The 24764-nt window shown below is 36.8% G+C and carries 21 protein-coding genes and 1 other annotated feature; of the genes, 4 read left to right on the plus strand and 17 right to left on the minus strand.

What is annotated here, in order from left to right; genetic code table 11:
• Positions 1-129: 129 nt before the first annotated feature.
• The 5 genes from typA to FFM61_RS04060 all read right to left on the minus strand — a co-directional run bounded on the left by typA (position 130) and on the right by FFM61_RS04060 (position 4245).
• Positions 130-1974: a translational GTPase TypA gene (typA, locus tag FFM61_RS04040; RefSeq protein ID WP_074427371.1), complete on the minus strand. Its 1845-nt coding sequence runs from the start codon at positions 1972-1974 to the stop codon at positions 130-132.
• 73 nt (positions 1975-2047) lie between these two features.
• The gene (locus FFM61_RS04045) at positions 2048-2833 is read right to left on the minus strand and encodes an inositol monophosphatase family protein (protein WP_074427370.1); all 786 of its coding nucleotides are present in this window, start codon (positions 2831-2833) and stop codon (positions 2048-2050) included.
• Between the two features lie 3 nt (positions 2834-2836).
• The gene (locus tag FFM61_RS04050; protein ID WP_074427369.1) at positions 2837-3124 is read right to left on the minus strand and encodes a UPF0223 family protein; all 288 of its coding nucleotides are present in this window, start codon (positions 3122-3124) and stop codon (positions 2837-2839) included.
• A gap of 6 nt (positions 3125-3130) precedes the next feature.
• Complete coding sequence (gene def, locus FFM61_RS04055) at positions 3131-3718, minus strand: peptide deformylase (protein WP_074427368.1); 588 nt, start codon at positions 3716-3718, stop codon at positions 3131-3133.
• A gap of 44 nt (positions 3719-3762) precedes the next feature.
• Positions 3763-4245 (minus strand): hypothetical protein, encoded by a 483-nt coding sequence (locus tag FFM61_RS04060; RefSeq protein ID WP_074427367.1) that lies wholly within the window; start codon positions 4243-4245, stop codon positions 3763-3765.
• Between the two features lie 307 nt (positions 4246-4552).
• Here FFM61_RS04060 and FFM61_RS04065 point away from each other — a divergent pair, with 307 nt between their 5' ends.
• Both FFM61_RS04065 and rnjA read left to right on the plus strand, forming a co-directional pair.
• Positions 4553-4765: a DNA-directed RNA polymerase subunit epsilon gene (locus FFM61_RS04065; protein WP_074427366.1), complete on the plus strand. Its 213-nt coding sequence runs from the start codon at positions 4553-4555 to the stop codon at positions 4763-4765.
• A gap of 3 nt (positions 4766-4768) precedes the next feature.
• Positions 4769-6448: a ribonuclease J1 gene (gene rnjA, locus FFM61_RS04070; protein WP_074427365.1), complete on the plus strand. Its 1680-nt coding sequence runs from the start codon at positions 4769-4771 to the stop codon at positions 6446-6448.
• Between the two features lie 243 nt (positions 6449-6691).
• On the opposite strand, the gene msrA is transcribed toward rnjA, so the two are convergent.
• From msrA to FFM61_RS04095, 6 genes are all read right to left on the minus strand, one after another.
• On the minus strand, positions 6692-7222 hold the full coding sequence (gene msrA / locus FFM61_RS04075; RefSeq protein WP_074427364.1) for a peptide-methionine (S)-S-oxide reductase MsrA: 531 nt from the start codon (positions 7220-7222) through the stop codon (positions 6692-6694).
• Between the two features lie 13 nt (positions 7223-7235).
• Complete coding sequence (locus FFM61_RS04080; RefSeq protein WP_074427363.1) at positions 7236-8069, minus strand: MetQ/NlpA family ABC transporter substrate-binding protein; 834 nt, start codon at positions 8067-8069, stop codon at positions 7236-7238.
• A 48-nt stretch (positions 8070-8117) separates the two neighbouring features.
• Positions 8118-8382 (minus strand) — a binding site (T-box leader).
• Positions 8383-8439: 57 nt separating this feature from the next.
• Complete coding sequence (locus tag FFM61_RS04085) at positions 8440-9786, minus strand: FAD-dependent oxidoreductase (protein ID WP_074427362.1); 1347 nt, start codon at positions 9784-9786, stop codon at positions 8440-8442.
• A gap of 234 nt (positions 9787-10020) precedes the next feature.
• Positions 10021-10191 carry a hypothetical protein gene (locus tag FFM61_RS08945; protein WP_168388702.1) on the minus strand — a complete coding sequence of 57 codons (171 nt, stop codon included), beginning with the start codon at positions 10189-10191 and terminating at the stop codon, positions 10021-10023.
• Positions 10192-10208: 17 nt separating this feature from the next.
• Positions 10209-11942 (minus strand): ABC transporter permease/substrate binding protein, encoded by a 1734-nt coding sequence (locus FFM61_RS04090; RefSeq protein ID WP_074427360.1) that lies wholly within the window; start codon positions 11940-11942, stop codon positions 10209-10211.
• A gap of 1 nt (position 11943) precedes the next feature.
• Positions 11944-13209, minus strand: a complete 1266-nt coding sequence (locus FFM61_RS04095; RefSeq protein WP_074427359.1) for a quaternary amine ABC transporter ATP-binding protein — start codon at positions 13207-13209, stop codon at positions 11944-11946.
• Between the two features lie 246 nt (positions 13210-13455).
• Between FFM61_RS04095 and FFM61_RS04100 the strand changes: the two genes are divergently transcribed.
• Entirely contained in the window at positions 13456-14073 is a 618-nt protein-coding gene (locus FFM61_RS04100) for a GntR family transcriptional regulator (RefSeq protein ID WP_074427358.1), read from the plus strand.
• Positions 14074-14206: 133 nt separating this feature from the next.
• Here the strand turns inward: FFM61_RS04100 and FFM61_RS04105 are convergent, their stop codons facing one another.
• The 3 genes from FFM61_RS04105 to parE form a co-directional block, all read right to left on the minus strand.
• The gene (locus tag FFM61_RS04105) at positions 14207-15133 is read right to left on the minus strand and encodes a manganese-dependent inorganic pyrophosphatase (RefSeq protein WP_074427357.1); all 927 of its coding nucleotides are present in this window, start codon (positions 15131-15133) and stop codon (positions 14207-14209) included.
• 78 nt (positions 15134-15211) lie between these two features.
• Positions 15212-17671, minus strand: coding sequence for a DNA topoisomerase IV subunit A (gene parC, locus FFM61_RS04110; protein ID WP_074427356.1), 2460 nt, complete (start codon positions 17669-17671; stop codon positions 15212-15214).
• A gap of 6 nt (positions 17672-17677) precedes the next feature.
• Positions 17678-19705, minus strand: coding sequence for a DNA topoisomerase IV subunit B (parE, locus tag FFM61_RS04115; protein WP_074427355.1), 2028 nt, complete (start codon positions 19703-19705; stop codon positions 17678-17680).
• Positions 19706-19898: 193 nt separating this feature from the next.
• Here parE and plsY point away from each other — a divergent pair, with 193 nt between their 5' ends.
• Positions 19899-20522 (plus strand): glycerol-3-phosphate 1-O-acyltransferase PlsY, encoded by a 624-nt coding sequence (plsY, locus tag FFM61_RS04120; protein ID WP_074427354.1) that lies wholly within the window; start codon positions 19899-19901, stop codon positions 20520-20522.
• Positions 20523-20626: 104 nt separating this feature from the next.
• Here the strand turns inward: plsY and FFM61_RS04125 are convergent, their stop codons facing one another.
• The 3 genes from FFM61_RS04125 to topA form a co-directional block, all read right to left on the minus strand.
• Positions 20627-21508 (minus strand): aldose 1-epimerase family protein, encoded by an 882-nt coding sequence (locus tag FFM61_RS04125; protein ID WP_074427353.1) that lies wholly within the window; start codon positions 21506-21508, stop codon positions 20627-20629.
• 77 nt (positions 21509-21585) lie between these two features.
• Positions 21586-22512 carry a tyrosine recombinase XerC gene (xerC, locus tag FFM61_RS04130; RefSeq protein ID WP_074427352.1) on the minus strand — a complete coding sequence of 309 codons (927 nt, stop codon included), beginning with the start codon at positions 22510-22512 and terminating at the stop codon, positions 21586-21588.
• A gap of 11 nt (positions 22513-22523) precedes the next feature.
• On the minus strand, positions 22524-24674 hold the full coding sequence (topA, locus tag FFM61_RS04135) for a type I DNA topoisomerase (RefSeq protein ID WP_074427351.1): 2151 nt from the start codon (positions 24672-24674) through the stop codon (positions 22524-22526).
• Positions 24675-24764 lie beyond the last annotated feature (90 nt).

Raw genomic sequence — 24764 nt, forward strand, 5'->3', positions numbered from 1 at the left:
ATTTTATCACATCTACTCCCATACCCAACCTAATGCATTAACGGATATTAATATTTTGGCATTATAATAAAGAAAAAAGTTGCTGTCCACGATTAACATGGGCAACAACTTCTTAATTTTTAATTTGAATTAGCCTTGTTGTGACATCTTACGACGCTTAGCAGCCTTTTCACGTTCACTTGTAACCAAAATTTGCTTACGGATACGAACGTTTTCTGGTGTTACCTCAGCGTATTCATCATCATCCAAGAATTCTAATGATTCTTCAAGCGTCATATCACGTGGCGTCTTGATAGAAGCAGTTTGGTCCTTATTTGATGAACGCACGTTAGTTTGGTTTTTAGCCTTTGTAACATTGACAGAAATGTCATTGTCACGACTATTCATACCAACAACCATACCTTCATAAATATCGTCACCAGGATGGATGAACATCGTTCCACGATCTTCAACACCCATGATAGCATACGTTGTTGATTGACCTTGGTTGATTGAAACAAGCGTTCCATTACGACGACCAGGGTTCCAGTTCTTAACAACTGGTCCATATGACTCGAATGTGTGGTTATAAATACCATATCCACGAGTCAATGACATAAATTCAGTTGAATAACCAATCAAACCACGTGATGGTACTAAGAAGTCCATACGAGTTGTTCCAGTCCCAGTTGGTTCCATGTTAAGCATTTCACCCTTACGTAGGTTCAATGACTCGATAACAGAACCTGAGTACTCATCAGGTGTATCAACTTGCACAGCTTCAAATGGTTCTGATTGTACGCCATCAATATCCTTGATAATAACTTGTGGACGTGAAACTTGTAATTCAAAACCTTCACGACGTAAGTTTTCAATCAAAATTGACAAGTGCAACTCACCACGACCAGAAACTAACCATGCACCAGCTTCACCAGTTTCTGCAACACGTAATGAAACGTCAGTATGCAACTCACGAGTCAAACGGTCTTCAATTTGACGAGCTGTAACAAATTTACCTTCGCGTCCAGCAAATGGTGAATCATTTGTACGGAAAGTCATTTGCAATGTAGGTTCGTCAATGTGTAGTAATGGCAATGCTTCAGGATGTGCTGGATCTACAACTGTTTCACCAACTGAAATGTCATCCATTCCTGAAATAGCAATCAAATCACCAGCTTGTGCTTCATCAATTTCGATTCGATCCAAACCAATGTAACCAAACAATTTTGTAACACGGAAGTTAGGTGTTGAACCATCTGCCTTCATAACCGCAACTGAGTCACCAACTTTAATCGTACCATTGAAGACACGACCAATTCCAATACGACCAACGAAATCATTGTAGTCCAAAAGTGACACTTGGAATTGCAATGGTTCTGCTGATGTATCTTCTGGTGCAGGAATAGTCTTAAAGACAGTTTCAAAAATTGGTGTCATCGTGTGATCTTGTGTAGCAACATCAGGATCATATGATGATGTTCCATTCATAGCTGAAGCGTATACAACAGGGAAGTCCAATTGTTCTTCATCAGCACCCAATTCAATAAACAAGTCCAAAACTTCATCAACCACTTCTGATGGACGAGCACCAGGACGGTCAACTTTGTTAACAACTACGATTGGTGTTAGGTTTTGCTCAAAAGCCTTCTTCAACACGAAACGTGTTTGGGGCATTGTACCCTCAAAGGCATCAACAACAAGCAAAACACCATCAACCATACCCATGATACGCTCAACTTCACCACCGAAGTCCGCGTGACCAGGAGTGTCCATGATATTGATTTGTTTGTCACCAACCTTAACGGCTGTGTTCTTTGATAGAATAGTAATACCACGCTCTTTTTCAAGATCGTTAGTATCCATTGCTCGGTCACCTAATTCTGTACGTAAATCTAGCGTATCAGATTGCTTCAACAATTCATTAACCAACGTTGTCTTTCCGTGATCGACGTGGGCAATAATTGCAATATTTCGGATATTTTCGCGTTTTGCCAAAATTTTCTTCTCCTTGACGAATACGTCACTTTTTTCTTAAACAGTGTAACAAACATAAATTATAACAACAACACTAACCTTTTTTTTGCAAAAGTGCCATAATGTCTGCGTATGCTTTATCTGTCGCTACAAGTACTGAACCTGATACTAACATATTCATAGGTTGTTCGTCAATTGTTCCAACACGTAATCCCAAAGATTTTGCTAAAGTAATACCTGCTGCAAAATCCCATGGTCGCATTCGACTTAAGTAAGCAACTGCTTTTCCTGTTAAAACATGTAAATATGAGATACCAGCTGATCCATAAACCCGATAACCCATTGCAGCTTTGGCTAATTGGGGAAATCCTGGTTCTTCGTACAACAATCGGGCTCCTGATAAAATCACTAAACCTTCATCCAAACCAATATCAGCAGATAATTCTAATTTTTCACCATTATGGAAAACACCATACTCAGGGCCACCATGGATAATATCATGTTGTTGCACATCCATGATCCAAGCCATCACGGGTTCACCATCCTCGTAAACAGCGACCATAGTTGCAAATTCAGATTGTTGCTTAACAAAATTCATGGTGCCATCAATCGGATCAACAAACCAAATTCGACCTTTCATTGACTTGACTGCATCCCCAAGACCTTCTTCACCTAAAATTTGTGCTTCTGGATCAAAATTACGAATATGTTGAACATAATACTGTTCAACTTCACGATCTACATTCGTTACCAAGTCTCGATGGCTAGATTTGGTGTCTACCTGCATGCGTTGCCGTACACGTTGTTCAACTAAATGATGGACCTGATCCAACCATTTCAATACTGTCGTATCTAACTTCTGTAATTGTATTTGATCCATATGCTAGTTCTCCATTTTGATACGCTGACTAGTTGTTTGATGAGCAAATTTAATTGTCTTGTAAAGACTGTAGCCAGAATCCTTCTCAAATTCTCGGCCTATTTGTTTTTCTTCACTTTTACTTGGTACAACAGTTTTGAACGCCACATACGCATCTAATAAATCCTGTCGGTCGATACCAATTTCGTATGCATTTGCAATTGCCGAATAAAATTTACTAGTCACAATAATATCTGCCTTATTCCACCCTGGTAATATTGGATAGGCAAAATTTTTATCTGATTGTATCATAATGAATTACCCCAAATAACGTGTATTATCCGTTTGGTTCCATGGATCTTTTTTATTAATGTGATCATAATACAAACCACCATGTAGATGGTCAATTTCATGTTGAAAAACAATTGCCGGATACCCTGATAAACGTAATTCTTGTTGTTCACCTTGCTCATTTTGAAATTTGACCGTGATTTTATAAGCACGATTAACATAACCAGGTAAATCATCATCTACAGATAAGCAACCTTCTCCCATAGATAAAGCCCCTTGTTTTACCGATTGACGTGTAATAACTGGGTTATAAATGGTCCCCTTAAAATAATATTCATCATCATTTTCAGGTTTTTCTTGTAATTCTTCCACATCATCTGAAGGAATTAAGATAGATGCAAATTGTTGTGATACACCAACTTGTGGTGCAGCCAAACCAACACCAGGGCGTAAGCCGTATTTTTCATTCTCTTCTTCATTTTGGCTGACAACTAAATATTCCATCATATTTTTTGATACTTCTTTTACTTCATCAGATAAAGGAAACTCAACTTTAGTTGCTCGTTCACGCAATACTTTGTTACCATCACGCACAATTTCATTCATCAAATACATCTTTAAAATCTCCTGTTTTATATTTATATTTAGTATACCAAACTCTATACCGGTTGATTTAATTTCCTTAAGTCTCTAATATAGGCTGCTGTTTCTTGATTTGTTATATGAGCAATGTCAATATGTAATTCTGGTACACGGGCATCATACCAAACATCAGTGACTAACAAGGCCATTTCGTCAGCTGCTGCACTTTTTAAATTGTTTTTTTCAGCATACTCTCTTAGTGCATTATTAACTGCTTGTCGCACCACAATCACTTCTTGCAAATCAGAAACTGGTAATAAAAATTCAAATGCCATCACTTCATGTCCCCAAATATTTGCAACTAAAGTTGAAGATATTTGTTTATCTGGCACCAAATATAGGGCGTCATTAAGATCTTTCAGTGCATAAGTGAGTGCATGGTTAACGACTTGTTGTGAAGTAATGATCTGGCGCTCTGTCAAGCGGCGGCCATAGCGGCGATAAATCGTTACAGCAATTGTAATACATATAATAATCAATACTAACCACAGAAACCACATAACATCCTCCACTATTTAAAATTGTAAAAATTCACTATATCTAGTGTACCTGAATTTAGGCGAAAAAACGATTATACAGACCAATATTCGGTAATTATTTTAAGAAAATAATGCCAATAAACTAATTTTTAGAGCCAACCATTATACTAATCACTCATTTGTCTTATCAAACTAACAACAAATTTACGACCCTACATTCAAGTAATAGACCATCAACTTAACAGTTAAGTAGCAGATAATATGATTTTCTGCTAAACTTACTCTATAAGAAGATTCGGAATAAAACATAAGGAGCTACTTTATTACTATGATTTTTAAAGTTTACTATCAACCTAATTCATTTCAAAGCCCAGAGCGTGAAAACACACAATCTATCTATTTAGATGCAATTGATTTACCTTCAGCACGTTTGGCTGTTGAAAAAAATACTGAATTTAATGTTGAACACATTGAACAACTATCAGAAAAGGCCCTTGCTTACGAGCAACAAAGCCCAAATTTTAAGCTAACGGAGTTTTAATTTATGACGACTGATTTTACTATTCGGCCTGATGAAACAGCAGTTTATGCTTTGGGTGGTTTGGGAGAAATCGGGAAAAACACGTATGGTATTGAATATGGTGATGAAATCATTGTCGTTGATGCTGGTGTCAAATTTCCAGAAGATGAACTTTTAGGAATTGACTATGTCATTCCTGATTACTCTTACCTAAAAGCAAACAAAGATAAAATCAAGGCCCTTGTTATTACACACGGACACGAAGACCACATTGGTGCAATTCATTTCTTTCTAAATGCTGTCAACGTGCCGGTCTATGCTGGTCCACTTGCAATTGCTCTAATCAAAAACAAATTGGATGAGCATGGACTTCTAAATAGTACGGAACTTCATGAAATCAATGAAGATACCATTCTACAATTCGATAAGATGAGTGTTGAGTTTTTCCGTACAACTCACTCTATTCCTGACACTTACGGTGTTGCAGTTCATACTCCTTCAGGTACTATCGTAGAAACAGGTGATTTTAAATTTGATCTGACGCCTACGACTAAGCAGCCACCTAACCTTCAAAAAATGGCACGGATTGGTTCAGACGGTGTATTGTTATTAATGTCTGATTCAACTAATGCTGAACGCCCAGAATTTTCAAAGTCTGAACGTTGGGTTGGTAAAACCATTGACAAACTCTTTAATGAAATTGACGGTCGAATTATATTTGCAACTTTTGCTTCGAATATGTCTCGTATTCAAATGGCTACTGAGGCAGCTATCGCACATGGTCGTAAAATCGCTGTATTTGGTCGTTCAATGGAAGGTGCTGTCAACAACGGGCGTGCTTTAGGTTACTTAAATATTCCTGATGATATGTTAGTAGATGCACACGAAGTGAATCGCCTACCACCAGAAAAAGTTTTGATTATGTCAACAGGTTCTCAAGGTGAGCCTATGGCTGCCTTAGCACGTATCGCAAACGGAACTCATCGACAAATCTCTATTCAACCTAATGACACTGTCATTTTTTCAAGTTCACCTATTCCAGGTAATACACAATCTGTTAACCGAGTTATCAACGAACTTGAAGAAGCAGGTGCTAATGTTATTCACGGTAAAATCAATAACATCCACGCTTCTGGTCACGGTGGTCAAGAAGAACAAAAGCTAATGCTATCATTAATGCAACCAAAGTTCTTTATGCCTATTCACGGTGAATACCGTATGCTTAAAGTACATGAAGGCTTAGGTCATGATATTGGTGTACCAGAGGAAAATACGTTCGTCCTAGATAATGGTGACGTTTTAGCAGTTTCCTCTGATGAAGCACATGTCGTTGGTCAAATACCTGCACAAGATACTTATGTTGATGGTAATGGTATTGGCGATGTTGGTACCGCTGTTTTACGTGATCGTCAAATGTTGTCAGAAGACGGTTTAGTCGTTGTTGTTGCAACAATTGATCTCAAGAACAAAGAAATTACTGCTGGACCAGACATTCTTTCACGTGGTTTCATTTACATGCGTGAATCTGAAGAATTAATCAATGAAGGTCGTAAAGTGATATTCCATGCCATCTTATCATCAATGCATGAAACATCAGCAAATGATCACACCATTCGTAATGCCGTTGTTTCTCAACTACAACGTTTCTTGTTTGAACAAACAAAGCGACGTCCGTTGATTTTGCCAATGTTTATTATGATTTAACGTATAAGTTTACAAGTTAAAAATAAAAAAGCCGCTTAATTTGATTACACGTAATATGTAATCAAGCTAAGTGGCTTTTTATAATCCTTTAAAATATCCTGCATATCGTCGATTTATTTTGAATAATAAATCGCATAATTAAGTGATCATTCAATTAAATATTTTTGCTATATTCCCCTGTTAACTCAGCCACTACCAGTAACTAAATTCACTAAAAATATATCCCTTATTTATGAATAAGCGTTAACTATTAGTTTTATCCCAATATTTCTTTTTGTAAGCATCTCTATCTTGTTTTTCATCGGCGTAAACATCCGCATGCTTACGATAAAATTGCTGGTGCTCCTCTTCAGCATCCCAAAAGGTTACTGCTTTTTCAATTTTAGTCACAATGGGATCGTCACCAAAGATACCTGATGCAATTAATTGTTGTTTTGATGCTTCAGCAATTGCTAATTGTTCATCAGAGTCAACAAAAATAACTGGTCTGTAATTATCACCGCGATCTTGAAATTGCCCCATAGCGTCTGTTGGATCAGCAGTTTGCCAATATAAATTAACTAAAGCCTTATAGTCGACCACGCTGTCATCAAACCATACTTTAACGGCTTCCGTATGACCCGTTTTGTGTGCCTTAACTTCAGCATATGTCGGATTATCCTTAAAACCACCTGTATAACCTGAACGTACTTTTATAATACCCGGTAATGTTTCAAATGGTTCTACCATGCACCAAAAGCAGCCGCCTGCAAATATTGCTGTTTTTTCTGTCATAATAATCTATCTCCTACTTTAATTTAATATCCCAAGCTGCTTTTTCTGCTGAACCATATAAGTCATGCATATGTTTCTTTGTTTGTTCAGTCTGATATGTTTTAACAACTTGTTTGTAAAGTTTTTTATTTTGCTTATCCTTACGGGCGACAATAATATTAATGTATCCTTTATTCGCCTTGTTAACAGGTTCCGTATAGAGCGCTTTATCGATATCTAATTTAGCGTCTAGGGCATAATTAGTGTTAACAACCCCCGCATCAACCCCCTTTAGAGCTGACGCCGTTTGTTCAGAATTAACTTCTTTAATTTTAAAATTTTTCTTGTTTTGTGTTATGTCGGCAACACCAGGAACCTTTTTGGAATGATCATATTTAATTAATTTAGCATCTTGTAAAACATCCAATGCTCTTTTTTCATTTGAACCATCATTCGGCACAATAATAGTTGCCCCCTTAGGTAAGTCCTTCAAACTTTTATGTTTCTCAGAATACATACGTATAGGTGTCACATACGTTTTACCAATCGATACTAATTTATTCCCTAAATGTTTATTTTGCTCATTAAAATAATCAGTTGTTTGCATCGCATTTAAGTCAATTGAGTTATCGACTAATGCTTGATTTGGCTTAACATAATCAGTAAATAATTTTAACTTAATATTAATATTATACTTTTTTGCTGCATCTTTTTTAACGTATTCCCATAATTGACGATCAGAGTCACCGACTAAACCAACCGTTACAGTTTTAGGTTTACTATCTGCAGATATAATTTGTGTACTAATCGTTGTCCCAATTACAGTAGCACCCATTACGCCAATCGTACTTATCAAAAATCTATTCATTAAAACACCATCTTTCTTAAAATAAAAAAAGCCGCTTCTAGGATTTAACCTAGAAACGACTAATCGTGTTACCATTCTATTTTTTTCAATTAATTACTCAAAAGAAACTCTAAACGTGCAAACAGGGAGCGATATGATGCTTTATTTATACGTGTGCCTAATAACGAAGACCAACCCGTGTATTATTCATAGTCTTGCCATTCATAATACCCAATCACAGGCCATTTTCTATGTCAGCTTCATACTACATTGCACCAAATTGTAGCTCTCTAAATTTCAATCTAACATGTACTTTCCTGATCACTTTGTTTAAAATCTATAGTACTCATATTAGATGATTCTTATTTTTAAGTCAATAGTTTAATAATCGTTATTTCATATTTTCATTAACAGCCTTCAGAGCAACTGCACCAACGAAATTGATTGGTTGCGTAAAGTTTGGTTGGAAAAAGAAATCAGCCATTGCTAAATCATCGATTGTCATTTTATTCTGAATTGCCACTGACACCACATTAGCTGCCTGTGACGTGTCATGCTTTGACATAAACGCAGCACCAACAATGCGACGAGTTTCCTTTTCCCAAGTTATTGTTGATAATACTGATGTGGTTGATAACATAAAATCAGGTCGATAATCTTCTTCATACGTTGTTTCAACAACATCAATCTCACGAGATTGTGCCCCTATTTTATTCATACCAGTTGCTGACATGGCGTAACCATATAACTCAACTGCTGAAGTTGCTTGTGTCCCATTATAAGCTAAGTTATGACCATTAATATTACGACCAATCAACATACCTTGACGAATTGCATTCGTTGCTAACGGAATGTAATCGTGCTGTTGTGTTGGATTATAAAAAATGGTTGAGGCATCTCCTGCTGCAAACACACCTGGTACACTAGTTTTCATATATTCATTCGTTACTATCGCACCGTTTGATAGCATTTCAACTTGATCAGTAAATAGATCAGTATTAGGCAAGAAACCAATCCCTAGTACAGCTATATCGGCCTCATAACTGCCTTTATTTGTCTTAACACGAATGCCACCGTCAGGTAAATCTTCAAACCCAGTAACTCTTTGTGACAAGGCCAGCTTAACATCATTTTCAACAAATGCGTCAGTTATGCGATCAGTAAACACTGGACTAAAATTATTCGGCAATACGCGCTCAGCTTCATCAATCAAAGTCACCTCTTTGCCTGTAACTGAGAATTGTTCAGCTATTTCAGCGCCAATATAACCGGCACCAATCACAATTGCTCGTGAAATATCATCTGCTACTGCTTTAATACGTTTTGCATCTTCCCAAGATTTAATCATATAGATATTTTCACTATCGATACCTGGAATATCCGGAATCAATGGCTTTGAACCTGTGGCGATCACAATTTTATCAAAACTTTCAGTCGCCATCTCTGATGTTACAATATTTTTAGCTCGTACGGTTTTATTAACTAAATTAGCTTCAACAACTTCATGTTGCATTTTCATTGTAATGCCTTGTTTAGTCATTGATTCTGGGGTTTCATAAAACATTCGCTGCTCATCCGATACATGATTACCTAACCATAGCGCTATACCACATGATAAAAACGAGACAGTCGTTTCTTTTTCATAAACTATTATTTCGGCGTCTGGATTTTGTTGCTTAATTTGTGTAGCTGATAAAGTTCCTGCATGTGTACTACCGATTACTGCGATTTTAACCATTTTAGTTTTCCTCGTATACTTTCTAGTCGTAGATACCATTTTAATAAATGTATTAAACTATTATTCACAATGTTTTAAAAATTAAATACCCCATTTATTAACCCTTTTAAATAAAAAAACAATTTAATATACTTATATTGTATAATATTTCACAATAATGTCAACCAAAATTCACAATTATAAAATAAAAAAGTCATAGAGACTGTTATCAATCTCTATGACTTTAAAACCTCATTAATTGTGCCGCCATGCTCTCACAATCATTACTGATCCAGTCATAGCACCTAACGCCATGATAATTTGAGCGAATAACGACTTGTCTGCCATCACGGTGACACTAATTGTAATTACAATTAGGAGCACAATGATATATATACAAGCATCTTCAATTTGTTCGGTTAACATTATATTATATACTTTCCTTACTTGAACCAGGCATCAACCTTTGATTGATTATCCTTAATCCAATCATTTGCTGCTTCGGTAGCTGACTTACCATTTTGAATATCCAGCATAACCTTACCCATATCATCCTTGGTCCACTTAAAATTCTTAAGAACCTTGTATGCATCAGGCTTGTCTTCTTTCAATCCCTTACGAGCCATCGTATTAAGTGTTTCAGCATCACCAAATGTCTTTTTTGGATCTGCCAAATACTTTAAGTCATACTTTTGGAACATCCAGTGTGGCTCCCAGCCAGTAACAACAATATCTTGTTTTGCTTTAATCGCCTTACCTAAAGCAACAGCCATTGCACCAGATGATGATGGGGTCACTTGCCAACCCTTACCATCCAAACCGTAGTCCTTCATAGCTTTTTCGGCTGAGCTAGTTACACCAGCACCAGGTTCAATAGCAGTAACCTTCTTACCAGCTTGGTCTTGCAAATCAGCAATAGAATTTACATCCATATACTTTGGTACAACCAAACCAGTTTTGGCACCCTTCAAATTAGAACCCACGAGATCAATATCAGACTTATACTTATTATACTGTGCCTTATGAGTTAGTGGTAACCAAGCAGATACAGAAGCATCAGCTTGTCCATTAGCAATTGATTGCCACATAATTGAATTGTCCAACGGTGTCAATTCAACATCGTAACCATGTTGTTTCATGGCTTGTGCTAATACGTTACTTGATGCAACTTCAGAATCCCATTGGACATAAACCAACTTAATTGATTCTTTTTGTGAATTTGCTGAAGTTACTGAGTTAACCACACCACCACCAATCATAGCTACGGCAACAACAATAGCTGTCCAACCCTTCCAATGATGCTTTGGCTTTGCAGTTTCTGATTTTTCAGCTGGTGTTCGGTTAAGTTGTTGTGTAAAACGATCAATAATAATGGCCAAAATAACCAAAGCAAGACCGTTAACGAAACCTTTACCAATATCGGCATTTTGCACAGCAGATAGAACACCACGACCTAATCCAGGAGCACCAATCATTGAGGCAATAACAACCATTGACAATGATAACATCAAGGTTTGATTAATACCTGAAAAGATAGTTCCCTTAGCCAAAGGCAATTCAACCTTAAACAATTTTTGTTTTCCAGTTGAACCAAATGAATCAGCTGCTTCAACTAAGTCATTAGGCACTTGACGAATACCTAAGTTTGACATACGCACTGTTGGTGGTAACGAGAAGATAACAGAGGCGAACACACCTGGAACCACACCAATACCAAAGAAGGCAACGGCTGGAATCAAATAAACAAAGGCTGGCATTGTTTGCATGAAATCTAGAATCGGTTGAATAATTTTATTAACTGTTTCATTTTTCGCCATCCAAATTCCTAGTGGAACTCCGATAATAACTGAAATCAAACTAGAAATAATAACTAACGTAAATGTATTCATCAAATCAGACCATAAGTTCTGATTTTCAACAATTATTAAACCAACGAATGTAAATAGTGGGATTCCCCACTTCTTACCAAACATTAAAATTGAAAAGACCGTCATACCAATAATGAATAACCAAACCGGGATTGTCATCAATCCACTAGTCATGGTATTCATAACAGTATTTCCAGCACTTTGTAATGCATCAAATAATCCACCTAGGTGGTCGGTTAACCAATCAACACCACTATCTACCCATGGTCCTAATGGTAATTTAGGAAACAAATCTGCTAAGACCAACATCTTATACCTCCTCCTTTGACTCTAATTGAGCTGTTTCGGATTCAGCTTGATCTGCGACAACGTTTTTAGCAACTGATTCTTCATCACTGATTTCACCATTTTCAGCTAGCGCTTGAAGAACACGACCACGAATTAATGTTCCGCGTAAACGGCCATCCTCATCAACCACAGCTAGTGGTGTTGGTGAATCATAAATTAATGGCATAATATCCATCACCAACATATCCGGTGAAACAGTTGGTATATCTGTTGCCACATCAATTAATGATAGACCTTCAGTTCGAGCTCGAATAGCATCCTCACTGGTAATGAAACCTCTGAATTGACGCTTACGATCGACTGCAATTAGTCCAGACACTTCTTCAGTACGCATCTTCTTCAAAGCAACGTTAGGACCATCCACTTCGATGTTTGTAAAGAATGGTGGAATCATAATGTTTTCAGCAGTCAACACCTTTGAACGATCAACATCTTCAACGAAGGCGCGAACGTAATCATTGGCTGGTTGTGTCACAATTTCTTCACCAGTTCCAACTTGAACAACTTCCCCATCCTTCATAATAGCGATACGATCACCAATACGTAGGGCTTCATTCAAATCGTGAGAAATAAAAATAATTGTCTTTTTATACTGTTCTTGCAAATCCAATAATTCATCTTGCATATCACGACGAATTAATGGATCAAGCGCTGAGAACGCCTCATCCATTAGCAAAATTTCAGGATCATTTGCTAATGCACGAGCAAGACCAACACGTTGCTGCATACCACCAGATAACTGGTTAGGATATTGATCCTTAAATGCTAATAGATTGGCATTATCTAATGCTTTTTCTGCCTTTTCACGACGTTCTGACTTAGCAACTCCTTGTACTTCCAACCCATACTCAGTATTTTGCAAAATCGTACGATGAGGGAAAAGTCCGAAACTTTGAAATACCATGCTCATCTTCTTACGACGAACTTCAAGTAACTTTTCCTTATTCAATTTAGATATATCATCATCATCAATATAGATTTGACCTGAAGTAGGCTCAATCAATCGATTTAACAACCGAATTAAAGTTGACTTACCAGAACCAGAAAGTCCCATGATAACGAATATTTCACCCTCTTCAACGGCTAAGTTAGCATCGTATACACCAACTGTTGCACCCGTTTTCTTTAAGATATCAGTTTTTGATTCGTGTTGCTCAACCATTTGTAAAGCTGGCTTGACACGTTTTCCGAAAATCTTAGTCAGGTGTTCAATTTTTACCTTTGACATACATTTTCTCCTCCTACTTGTTCGAAAGTTCTTATGCTTTCGCTAAGTGACAATTCTATTGTAAACATAAAGTTGTCACTTTGGTCAAATAAAAACTACTATACCAATAATTGTTAAACAGTATAAAAGTCAAATAAAAAGCGCATTTTAATACAGTACCAATTTATTTTAAAAATACTTTAAAACGCACATATGCACTAATCTGTGGTATTCTTAAAAGTATATGGCTGATTTTAGGAGGACGTTATGACAGCAATTAAACAACCCCGATATCGTATCATTGCACTAAGGATTGCCAAACAAATTAGCAGTGGTCAGTTGCAAGTGGGCACCAAAATTCATGCTCGTTCAACACTGGCCACTAATTTTGGTGTTTCATCAGAAACAGCACGCCGGGCTATCAGCATCTTAGAAGACCTAGACATTGTAGAAACACGTCATGGTAGTGGTGCTATCATTATTTCACGTGAAAAAGCACAAGAATTTGTTAATTCTGAAAGTGATACGCAAGATTTACAGAATATGCAAACAGCATTAACCAACCAAATCGCAGAACAACAAGTTGGCCTAGTCAAACTCACACAATCGCTAAACACGTTTATTGAGCAAACACAGTACTATAAGCAGCACAATCCTTTTACCCCTTATGAATTAAAACTAGTTAATGATTCACCTATTTTTGATCAAACTATTAGTGAGCTCAACTTTTGGCATAGAACTGGTACGACCTTAGTTGGTATTCTTCATGAAAATCATTTAACCCTTTCACCCGGACCATATGCAAAAATTTATCAGAATGATACGCTATATTTTGTTGGTAATGAACTCAGTTTCCAAAATGTTTACAATTTATTTTATGAATAATTGTTTAATTATATCAAACAAGTCCTTCCAGTATTTATTTTATCATATGATCATCATTAAATTCTGTTTTAAGACTTTAAAACAAAAAAATTGCTGAACAATAACCCAATTAGGTAATTGTTCAGCAATTTTTTTATCCTTCAAATACCGTTGTCAACGGTGGTACAACTTGCTTCTTACGTGACACAACACCAGGCAATGAGGCGCGACCATCAACCAATGTAACATCAAACGCTGTAGCAATCTTATCTTGATTATCACCCAATACCAAAATATCTGAGTTTGAATCTAAAATATTTGTTACAACGAAGACAAATGTATCATAGTTTTCACTTGATAATTCATCTGCTATGGCAGCCACAATGTCATCACGTCGAGCAAATACATCATTAACATCCACTGTATTTACTTGACCAATACGCAATGTTTGACCACCCAATTCAAATGACTTAGCATCCCCGTCAATTAATTCTTTAGCCGTCTTAGTTGATAGATCTGTTCCAGCCTTCAACATCTCTAATCCATAAGCCTCGTAATCAGATAATCCAGCAATTTTTGCTAGTCCTTCTAATGCTGGCTTATCCATTGGTGTTGTCGTTGGGCTCTTTAGCAAAAGTGTATCCGAAATGATGGCAGAAAGCATCATACCAGCTACAGCAGCTGGTATCTCAATCCCAGCTGTTTGATATTCATAATACAAAACTGTTGCAACTGAACCTAATGGCTTATTAATAAACCATAATGGCGCAGCAGAAGTAAAGTTAATCTTATGGTGGTCGTAAACACCTGCAACCGTTACATCAGCCAAGTTGGCAACTGATTGACTCGCTTCATTATGATCAACCAGAATAACTTCCTTTGTATCTGCATTTTCAATTACACGTGGTGCTTCAACCTTAAAGTAATTTAATGCGTATTCAGTTTCTGCATTAGGTGTCCCTAACGCAACTGCTTCCGTATCCAATTTGTACGCTTTGTTCAAGAAGTATGATGCAGAAATTGCAGATGCAATTGTATCCGTATCAGGATTTTGGTGTCCAAAAACCAATGTCTTAGCCATCAGATAATTCTCCAATTCATTATTTTTTATCATGTTAATCATACACCATTTTTTAGGTTTTGAGCCATAGAAAATGTCTTAATTAAGTACCTTTGTCACATCATATAGCTGCATAGCCACAGGCTGACCGGCTGTCGAGACATCAATAATAAAACTACCATTACTATATCGTTGACTTAAATTATGGTCACTTGGTATCACATCAAACTGCTTACCACGGGTCGTATAAATTGATAATGGCTTTGGTGAATGTCGTTCAACGATCTGTGTTGCAATAATTTCATGTGAATCTTTTTTCAATTCACGCATCATAAGTACGCCCTTTCGAGCACGACTTGTAACTGATATTTCAGTAACTGCCATCCACTTAAAAGCACCTCGATGGGTAATCACTGCTAAAGCTTGATCGTCCGTTACGGATGCCATACTAATAATCTCATCATCATTTGCCAAGTTCATAGACTTAACACCGGCTGTTCGATTACCAGATAATGGCACTTCCGCCAAATCATAACGTAATCCCAGTGCCTTACGAGATACCAAAATAACTGTACGATTAGCATTATCACCCAATTGTAATTTTTCTAACCCAATAATAGTTGCTGAACTCACTTTTAGTTTCATAAAAATCATACTACGTTTTTTATAAGTATTACGTGGTACAAGATCGGCAAATTTAAACTGTTTAATATAGCCATCACTCGTTGCAGTTAACCAAGTGCCAGCTAACTTATCAATATCGGACACGATCTCAACATGAATAATCTCTTCATCAGGTAAGAAACCATTAATCGATTGTGATAAATGTTCACCGGCTTCTTTCCATTTAAATTCTGATAATTCATGGATTGGTCGATAAATAACATGACCCTTATTTGTAAACATAAAAATATGTTGTAACGTGTTAACATGGCCAACAAAAATAGTACTGTCATCTTCACGCAATCCGTTATCATCCCCAGATGCTTTATGCGAGCGTAGCGATGATCGTTTAACGTATCCCATTTTTGAAACTAATACTGCAACATCTTCGTCAGCAACCGTTACCGTTGCATCATATTTTAGTTCTTGCACATCGGCCTGAATTTCTGTCAAACGTGGTGTACTATAATTTTTCTTAATTAATTTCAATTCTTGACGCAATTCCTGACGTAAAACCTTAGGGTCAGACAGAACAGAATTAAAATGTTCAATCTGTTTTGATAGTTCTTCAAATTCAGCTTGTAATTGTGTAACATCAGTATTTGTCAAACGATACAATTGCAAAGTCACGATGGCTTCTGCTTGTGCTAACGTAAAATCAAATTGGTCAACCAAATTTTGTTTCGCATCTTTGCGATCCTTAGAGCCTCGAATTGTCGTAATAACCTCGTCCAAGATTGAAAGTGCTTTAATTAACCCAGTCACAATATGTTGACGTTCTTGTGCTTTGCGTAAATCATAGGTCGTTCGTTTTGTAATAATAGCAACTTGATGCTCCAAAAATGCTTCAAGAGCCGTCTTTAAGCCAACACGTTCTGGTCTAAGATTATGAATTGCAACCATATTAAAATTATACGTAACTTGCAAATCAGTCTTTTTTAACAAATAGGCTAGAATACCATTTACATTTGCATCTTTGCTTAATTCAATAGCAATTGATAGACCATCACGATCAGATTCATCACGTACTTCAACAATTCCTGGCACATCCTTATTCAAGCGAATTTCATCAATCTTTTTAACTAGACTGGCTTTATTCACTTCATAAGGGATTTCACTAACTTGAATTTGTGATTTGCCACCCTTTAGTTTCAAAATTTCAGTTTTTGAACGAACAACTATCCGTCCACGACCGTTTTTGTATGCTGCCTTAATGCCATCAACACCTTGAATAATACCGCCAGTCGGAAAATCTGGACCTTTCACAAAACCCATCAAATCATCTAAGCTGGCTTTAGGATGTGATAGTAAATAAATCAACGCATCAATAACTTCACCTAAATTATGTGGTGGAATGTCTGTTGCGTACCCTGCTGAAATTCCAGTAGCACCGTTCACTAACAGATTGGGAAAATGAGCTGGTAATACTGTCGGTTCATACTCCGTATCATCAAAGTTAAGAACCATATCAACAGTTTCTTTATCAAGATCTCGTAACATTTCACCTGCTAATTTTGATAAGCGGGCTTCAGTATAACGCATCGCAGCAGCAGGATCATTATCAATCGATCCATTATTACCATGCATCTCAATTAATGGTGCACGTAATTTCCAATCTTGCGACATACGCACCAGTGCTTCATAGATTGATGAATCACCATGTGGGTGAAAGTTACCCATGACATTTCCGACTGATTTAGCCGACTTACGAAATTGCTTATCATAGGTATTACCATCTTTATTCATAGCGTACAAAATACGTCGTTGTACCGGCTTTAAGCCATCACGAATGTCAGGCAATGCGCGTTCTTGAATAATATATTTTGAGTATCGTCCGAAACGATCACCCATTACCGCTTCAAGGCTTAATTCTTGAATATTTCCAGATTCTGCCATTCAACTTTACTCCTTTTTGTCTTGCCAACTTTCAATAATCGGCGCCACAAATTCTTGATTTTGAGTATTTAATTCTTCAGATTGTTCCGCTTCATCAAGTAAGGTGTCACCTTCCTCAACTAGGTTAAAGGCAACATTACTCTCAATCCACTTACGACGTGGTTCAACCTTATCACCCATCAAAGTTGTAACACGCTTTTCAGCTAACATCGCATCATCAATTTTGACACGGATAAGCGTCCGCTGACTTGGATCCATTGTTGTCGACCAAAGTTGCTCAGCATTCATTTCACCTAGTCCTTTAAAGCGTTGCAAAGTATAACCGCGGCCAATTTCCTGTTCAGCTGATGATAATTGTGCATCAGTCCAAGCATACGCAACTCGTTGTTGTTTGCCTTTACCACGACGCAGCATATATAACGGTGGTAATGCGATATAAACCATACCAGCATCAATCAATGGTCGCATGTACTTATAAAAGAACGTCAACAGCAATGTTTGAATATGTGCCCCATCATCATCCGCATCAGTCATAATAATAATTTTATCGTAATGCGAATCAACAACATTAAATTCAGGTCCAACACCAGCACCAATCGTATAAATAATAGTGGCAATTTCTTCGTTTTTCATAATATCAGCTAGTTTAGCTTTTTCAGTATTCAAAACTTTACCACGTAAAGGCAAAATTGCTTGAAATTTACGATTTCGGCCTTGCTTGGCAGAACCGCCGGCAGAATCTCCCTCAACTAAGAATAACTCGTTTTGACTAGCATTTTTAGATTGGGCAGGCGTCAGCTTACCAGAGAGTAATCGATCGGTTTTACCCTTTTTCTTCCCTGTACGGGCCTCATCACGTGCCTTACGGGCCGCCTCGCGGGCTTCTCGAGCTCGTAATGACTTACGGATAAGTCCTTGTGAGAATTCTCCATTTTCCATCAGGTAGAAGCCTAGTTGTTCCGTAATAATATTATCAACAATGGTCCGAGCTTCTGGTGTTCCCAACTTTTCTTTTGTCTGGCCCTCAAACTGTAAAATATTTTCAGGAATTCTCAAAGAAATAACTACCGAAAGTCCCTCTCGAACGTCTGAACCCTCTAAATTCTTATCTTTGTCCTTTAAAAGATTTACTTTACGAGCGTATTCATTAAAAGCCTTTGTCCAAGCTGCGCGTAATCCCGCTTCATGAGTCCCACCATCAGGCGTACGTACATTATTGACAAATGACATCATTGTTTCTGAAAAACCATCATTATATTGTGCAGCGACTTCAACTTCAACACCTTGAGCCGTACCATCAAAATACATGATGTCACCGAGTGTATCTTTATCTTCGTTTAAATAAGATACAAACGCCTTAATTCCTTCAGAGTAGTGGTAAACCTCGCTTTGCTCTTGATCCGGCCTCTCATCAGTTAACGTAATTTTAACATCACGTAATAAAAATGCTGATTCGCGTAACCGCTCAGCTAAAGTATTAAAATTGTAAATCGTTGTTGAAAAAATTGTCGGGTCTGGTTTAAATGTGACCGTTGTACCAGACTTTTCTTTTGTTCTGCCTATCTTCTTTAATGTTCCATCTGGATGACCACCATTAACAAAGTGTTCTTGATACTTGGCACCATCACGAACAATTGTCACCATTAAATCACTTGATAATGCATTAACAACTGAAGAACCCACACCATGCAGTCCACCAGACGTTTTATAACCACCTTGACCAAACTTACCACCTGCATGTAAAACAGTCAGTATGACTTCAGGAGTTGGTTTTCCGGAAGCGTGCATTCCAACCGGCATACCACGTCCATGATCAACGACAGTAATTGCGTTGTTTTCATGAATCGTAACATTAATCTCATCACCATACCCAGCTAATGCCTCATCAACTGCGTTATCAAAGATTTCATACACTAGATGGTGCAAACCTTTACCATCTGTCGAACCAATATACATCCCCGGTCGTTTTCGAACAGCTTCAAGCCCTTCTAAAACTGTAATGGAATCATCCGAATAATTATTTTTCTTTACCATGGATGTTTTCCTTTCATTTATGTTAACTTGCGTTTTAACGCGTTTCAAATTTCATAATATCTCAAAACTAACCCTTGACGCAACACTATTAAAAAAAATTAAAGTTCTAAAGTTGAGAAACATGCTAAAATAGGTAAGGTTTTGTAATAGATTATAAACATACGATTATTAAAAAATATAAGGAGCTATCGTCGTGACGATTTTTCATTTTATCATTAGTTTTGGGTTAGCCTACTTATTAGGGTCTATTCCTTCTGGATATTGGATTGGTAAAATTTTTTTCAAAAAAGATATTTTACAATTAGGATCTGGTAACATTGGCACTACTAATACTTTTCGTACCTTAGGTGTCATTCCTGGTACAATGGTTTTGATTATTGATTTATGCAAAGGTATTTTAGGCGCCTCAATGGCAACTATTTGGGGCTCTACGCCACATTGGGCATATATGGTTATTGGGTTGGGCGCTATTTTAGGCCATACTTTTTCGTTTTGGATTGGATTTAAAGGTGGTAAGGCAGTAGCAACATCAGTGGGTGTCCTCTTATTATACAGCCCATCAATGTTTACAGCAGCCGTTATTACTTTTTTGTCATCTATCTTATTAACAAGTATGGTATCTATTGGGTCAATGCTTGGTTTTACCGTTGTCACTGTATTATCTGCATTTTGGTTACATGATTGGCTATTAACAATAATTGCACTTATTTTAACTATTTTTGTATTTTACCGTCACCGTGGTAATATTAATCGTATTTTGAACGGTACTGAGTCTAAAGTGCCATTTGGTTTTGGTCATTGGTTGTCAAAAAAATAATATACAAAAACTCTCCCAATTTTATATGGGAGAGTTTTTTTGTTCAATAATATTTTTACCGTTAATTAATTAAAAAACAGTTAGTTATAATCTTTATTTTGTAATTAAAAGAATGATAACGAATATGAACCAGTAAATGTTTGAGCAGGCGCAAGTTCATTGATGCCATATTTATGATTAATGATGCCATCAGCGTTAACTGTATCTGCAACACCCCACCATGGTTCTAAACAAACAAATGGCGCTTCTTTACCATAGGGTGTCCAAATACCTACGTATTGTGCATCTTGAATATGCATTGTCACCCCATTAGACTCCCCTAATCTAGCTAAAACAACAGATACAGGATTACCATCTAAACGTAAAATAATCGCATCATTTTTATAATCGTCACGACGTAATCTTAATGGAATTGATGAATTAAACGTTGTATCTAAATTGTTATCAAGGTATGGTCCAACCAACTTTGAGCGATTGTAAATACGATTAGGTTCAATATTGACATAGTAGTCTGTAAATTTTTCATTTTCTGCCAATGGCACTCTAAACCCTGGATGACCACCAACTGAAAAATAAATTTCATGCGAATCAGTATTTGCTACAACATAAGTCACACCTAAGGTATCCTGATCTGTTAATCTATAAATAACATCAAATTGAAAGTGAAATGGATAAATTGAATGTGTTTCTTCTGTATCAACCAATCGTAAACGTGCATAGGTCGCTGTTTTTTCTACTAGATCAAATTCATTATCTCGGGCAAATCCATGCTGCGTCATAAAATAAGTCTTATCTCGATATTTGTAACGATCCCCTTTAAGACGACCAACAATTGGAAATAAGTTAGGCGCATGTCTTCCCCAAAAATTAGGATCTGCTGTCCACATGTACTCTAAACCAGATTCACGGTTCGTAACACTAGACAATTCTGCCCCTAACTCAGAAATAATAACACTAATGTTTTCATTTTCTAATTTTACTGACATAAGCCCTCCAAAGTTTCAATAACGTTATGTTAATAATACCAAACAAAATTGGTCTTTACCAATTTTATCATCGTAAATTACTCTGAAGCCCTGGGAAAAAAATTGCGATAACTTTGCTGCAATGCATCAGTTGTGACATGGGTATATATTTGCGTTGTACTTAAACTACTATGTCCTAGTAACTGTTGTACGGTTCGTAAATCAGCTTGATTGTTTAGCAAGTCAGTTGCAAATGTATGCCGAAACATATGAGCAGTAACATCTTGTGTTAAACCTGCCTGTTTACCAATTTGTTTTAAAATATACTCCACACCCGCCGTCGTCAATTGGTTTCCTCGTTGATTCAAAAATAAATACTCATTTGGTAATTGTTGTTTTTGCACCAATAATGGTCGACTGGCTGTTAGGTACTGTTCTAGCGCATCTAATGCATATTGACCAAATGGCACAATTCGCATCTTATTTCCTTTTCCAGTTATTGTAACTACTCGAGCACGTTGATCAACGGACTGACGGGTCATATTTACAATTTCTGAAACACGAGCACCAGTTCCATACAGCATTTCTAGCAACAACCAATTACGAATACCTAGAATTGAATGGTCAGCAAGCACCACGTCAAACATACTATTTAGTTCTTTTTGATAAAAGTAACGTGGTAAATGTTTACCAAACTTTTGAAGCGTAATCCCCACAAATGGATTATCATTAACTAGTTCATTATTAATTAAAAAACGATAAAAGCTCCGTAACGAACTTACTTTACGAGCAATCGTTCTGGCGTCATCACCTTTTTCATATAGTTCAGATAAAAACACGCGGACATCAAACGTTGTAATTTTATTTAAATCAATTTCTTGATTCGTTTGCGTTTTCGTCAAAAAACTTAAGAACTCTGTCATATCACTTTTATAAGCTTTTTGTGTTTCAACAGAATACTGTCTTTCAATACGTAAATAATCTAAAAAAAGTTGTTTAACATTTTCCGCATCTTTTGCATCCATTATTGTCTCCTTTAATCAGAAGATTCAACTAAACTTACTTGATTTTCTTTATTTGTTTGTTCTGACTTATCTTCTTTAGGTGTTGTACCATCTGGTAATGTTTTTTCATTGGGCTTATCCCAAGAAACAAAATCACATTCAGGATAACGTGAACAACCATAAAATGTGCGACCACGCTTAGTTTTACGTTCAACAATTTGGCCGGTTTTACACTTAGGGCATAACAAACCAATTTCTTCTACGATTGTTTGTGTATTACGACAGTCTGGGAAGCGTGAACAAGCATGGAATTTACCATACCGCCCTAGTTTTGTTAACATTGGCGCACCACAAATATCACAATCATATCCAGCTAATTCATCCTTTAAAACAACCTTTTCCATTTCTTTTTCAGCTACTTCTAATTCTTTAGAAAATGGCGTAAAGAAATCATCAACAACCTTTACCCAATACTTTTTACCAGATTCAACATTGTCCAAATCTGTTTCAACCTGGGCAGTAAACTTTATATTCGTCACATCAGGGAAAAATTCTTGTACAGTATTTTGAACTAGTTCACCTAATTCAGTTGGGACAAATTTTTTTGTATCTAACCGCACATAAGCTCTGCGTTGAATTGTTTCAATTGTTGCTGCATACGTTGAAGGACGCCCCACACCATTTTCCTCTAAAGCTCTAACTAACGTTGCTTCAGTATAACGAGCCGGTGGTTGCGTGAAGTGCTGTTCAGGTGACATTGTCACCATATCTAATACGTCGCCTATCTCAAGTGCTGGTAACTTATTATCTTTACTTTTAGCAGCCGGGTATGCCTTTGTAAAACCAGCAAATTTTGTCTGTGAACCATTCGCTTTAAAAGTAACACCATTTTGTTCAATTGTAACTGCCATTGTTTCCAAAATTTCTGGTGTCATTTGACTAGCTACAAAACGAGACCATATTAGTTGATAAAGCTTAAACTGTTCGTTAGTCAACTTATCTTTTACCGACGAAGGTGTTCTGAAAACTGAAGTTGGTCGAATAGCTTCATGGGCATCCTGAGCACCTTCTTGTTTCTTACCTTGAATTGGTTTAGCAGAAACAAATTCTTCACCATACTCATCATGAATAAATGTTGTCGCTTCTGATTTAGCAGTGTCTGACAATCGTGTTGAATCAGTACGCATATAGGTAATTAATCCAACCGTACCATTTTTACCACCTAAATTAATACCCTCATATAATTGTTGTGCTGCCATCATCGTTTTACGAGTTTTAAAATTTAATTGCGTATTAGCAGTTTGCTGCATCGTTGATGTCGTAAACGGCGGTTGCGGATTTCGTTTACGTTCCTTAGTAACCAAATTGACAACATCAAACGGTTGGGTTTTATCAATTTTCTTTAAAATATCCTGGACAGCGTCATTATCAGGCAACGCCATTTTTTTATTACCAAGACCATAAAACGACGATTTAAATTTAGTTCGACCCTTTTTAAACATAGTGTCTAATGACCAGTACTCATCTGGTTCAAACCTTTGAATTTCTTGTTCACGTTTAATCACTAGTCCTAACGCAATTGACTGTACACGACCAGCTGATAATCCTTTTTTAACTTTCTTCCATAGTATAGGTGACAATGAATAACCAACAAGTCTATCTAAAATACGACGAGCTTGTTGCGCATCCACCAAATCCATATCAATCTTTCGTGGATGTTTGAAAGCCTCTTTAACAGCATCCTTGGTAATTTCGTTAAAGACAACCCGATTATCACTATCATCTAAATTCAAATCTAAAATATGCGCTAAATGCCAAGCAATGGCCTCTCCTTCGCGATCCGGGTCGGAAGCTAGATAGACATGTTTAGATGCCTTTGCATCCTTTTTCAAGGATTTAATGACATCCCCCTTACCTCGAATATTGATGTATTTTGGCTGATAATCATTTTCAATATCTACCCCCATCGTCGACTTGGGTAAATCACGAATATGACCAATACTTGCAACAACTTTATAACTTTTGCCCAAGTATTTTTCAATTGTTTTTGCTTTAGATGGTGATTCAACAATAACTAAGTTCTTTTGAACTTTCGCTTTACTCTTCGCACGAGTTTTAGTTTTAGTTGTCGTTTTTTTCACCGCACGCGCCTTTTTTTCTTTAACAGCAGTTTGTGAAACCATTTGCGTGCACCTCTTTTCTTATAATTTATTTTTATTTTAATTAGTCTTTATACCTAACAGTATTGTACTATACACTATCAACCTGAGATT

Origin of the sequence: Weissella hellenica (assembly GCF_005405545.1) — a bacterium.
Lineage (GTDB): Bacteria > Bacillota > Bacilli > Lactobacillales > Lactobacillaceae > Weissella > Weissella hellenica.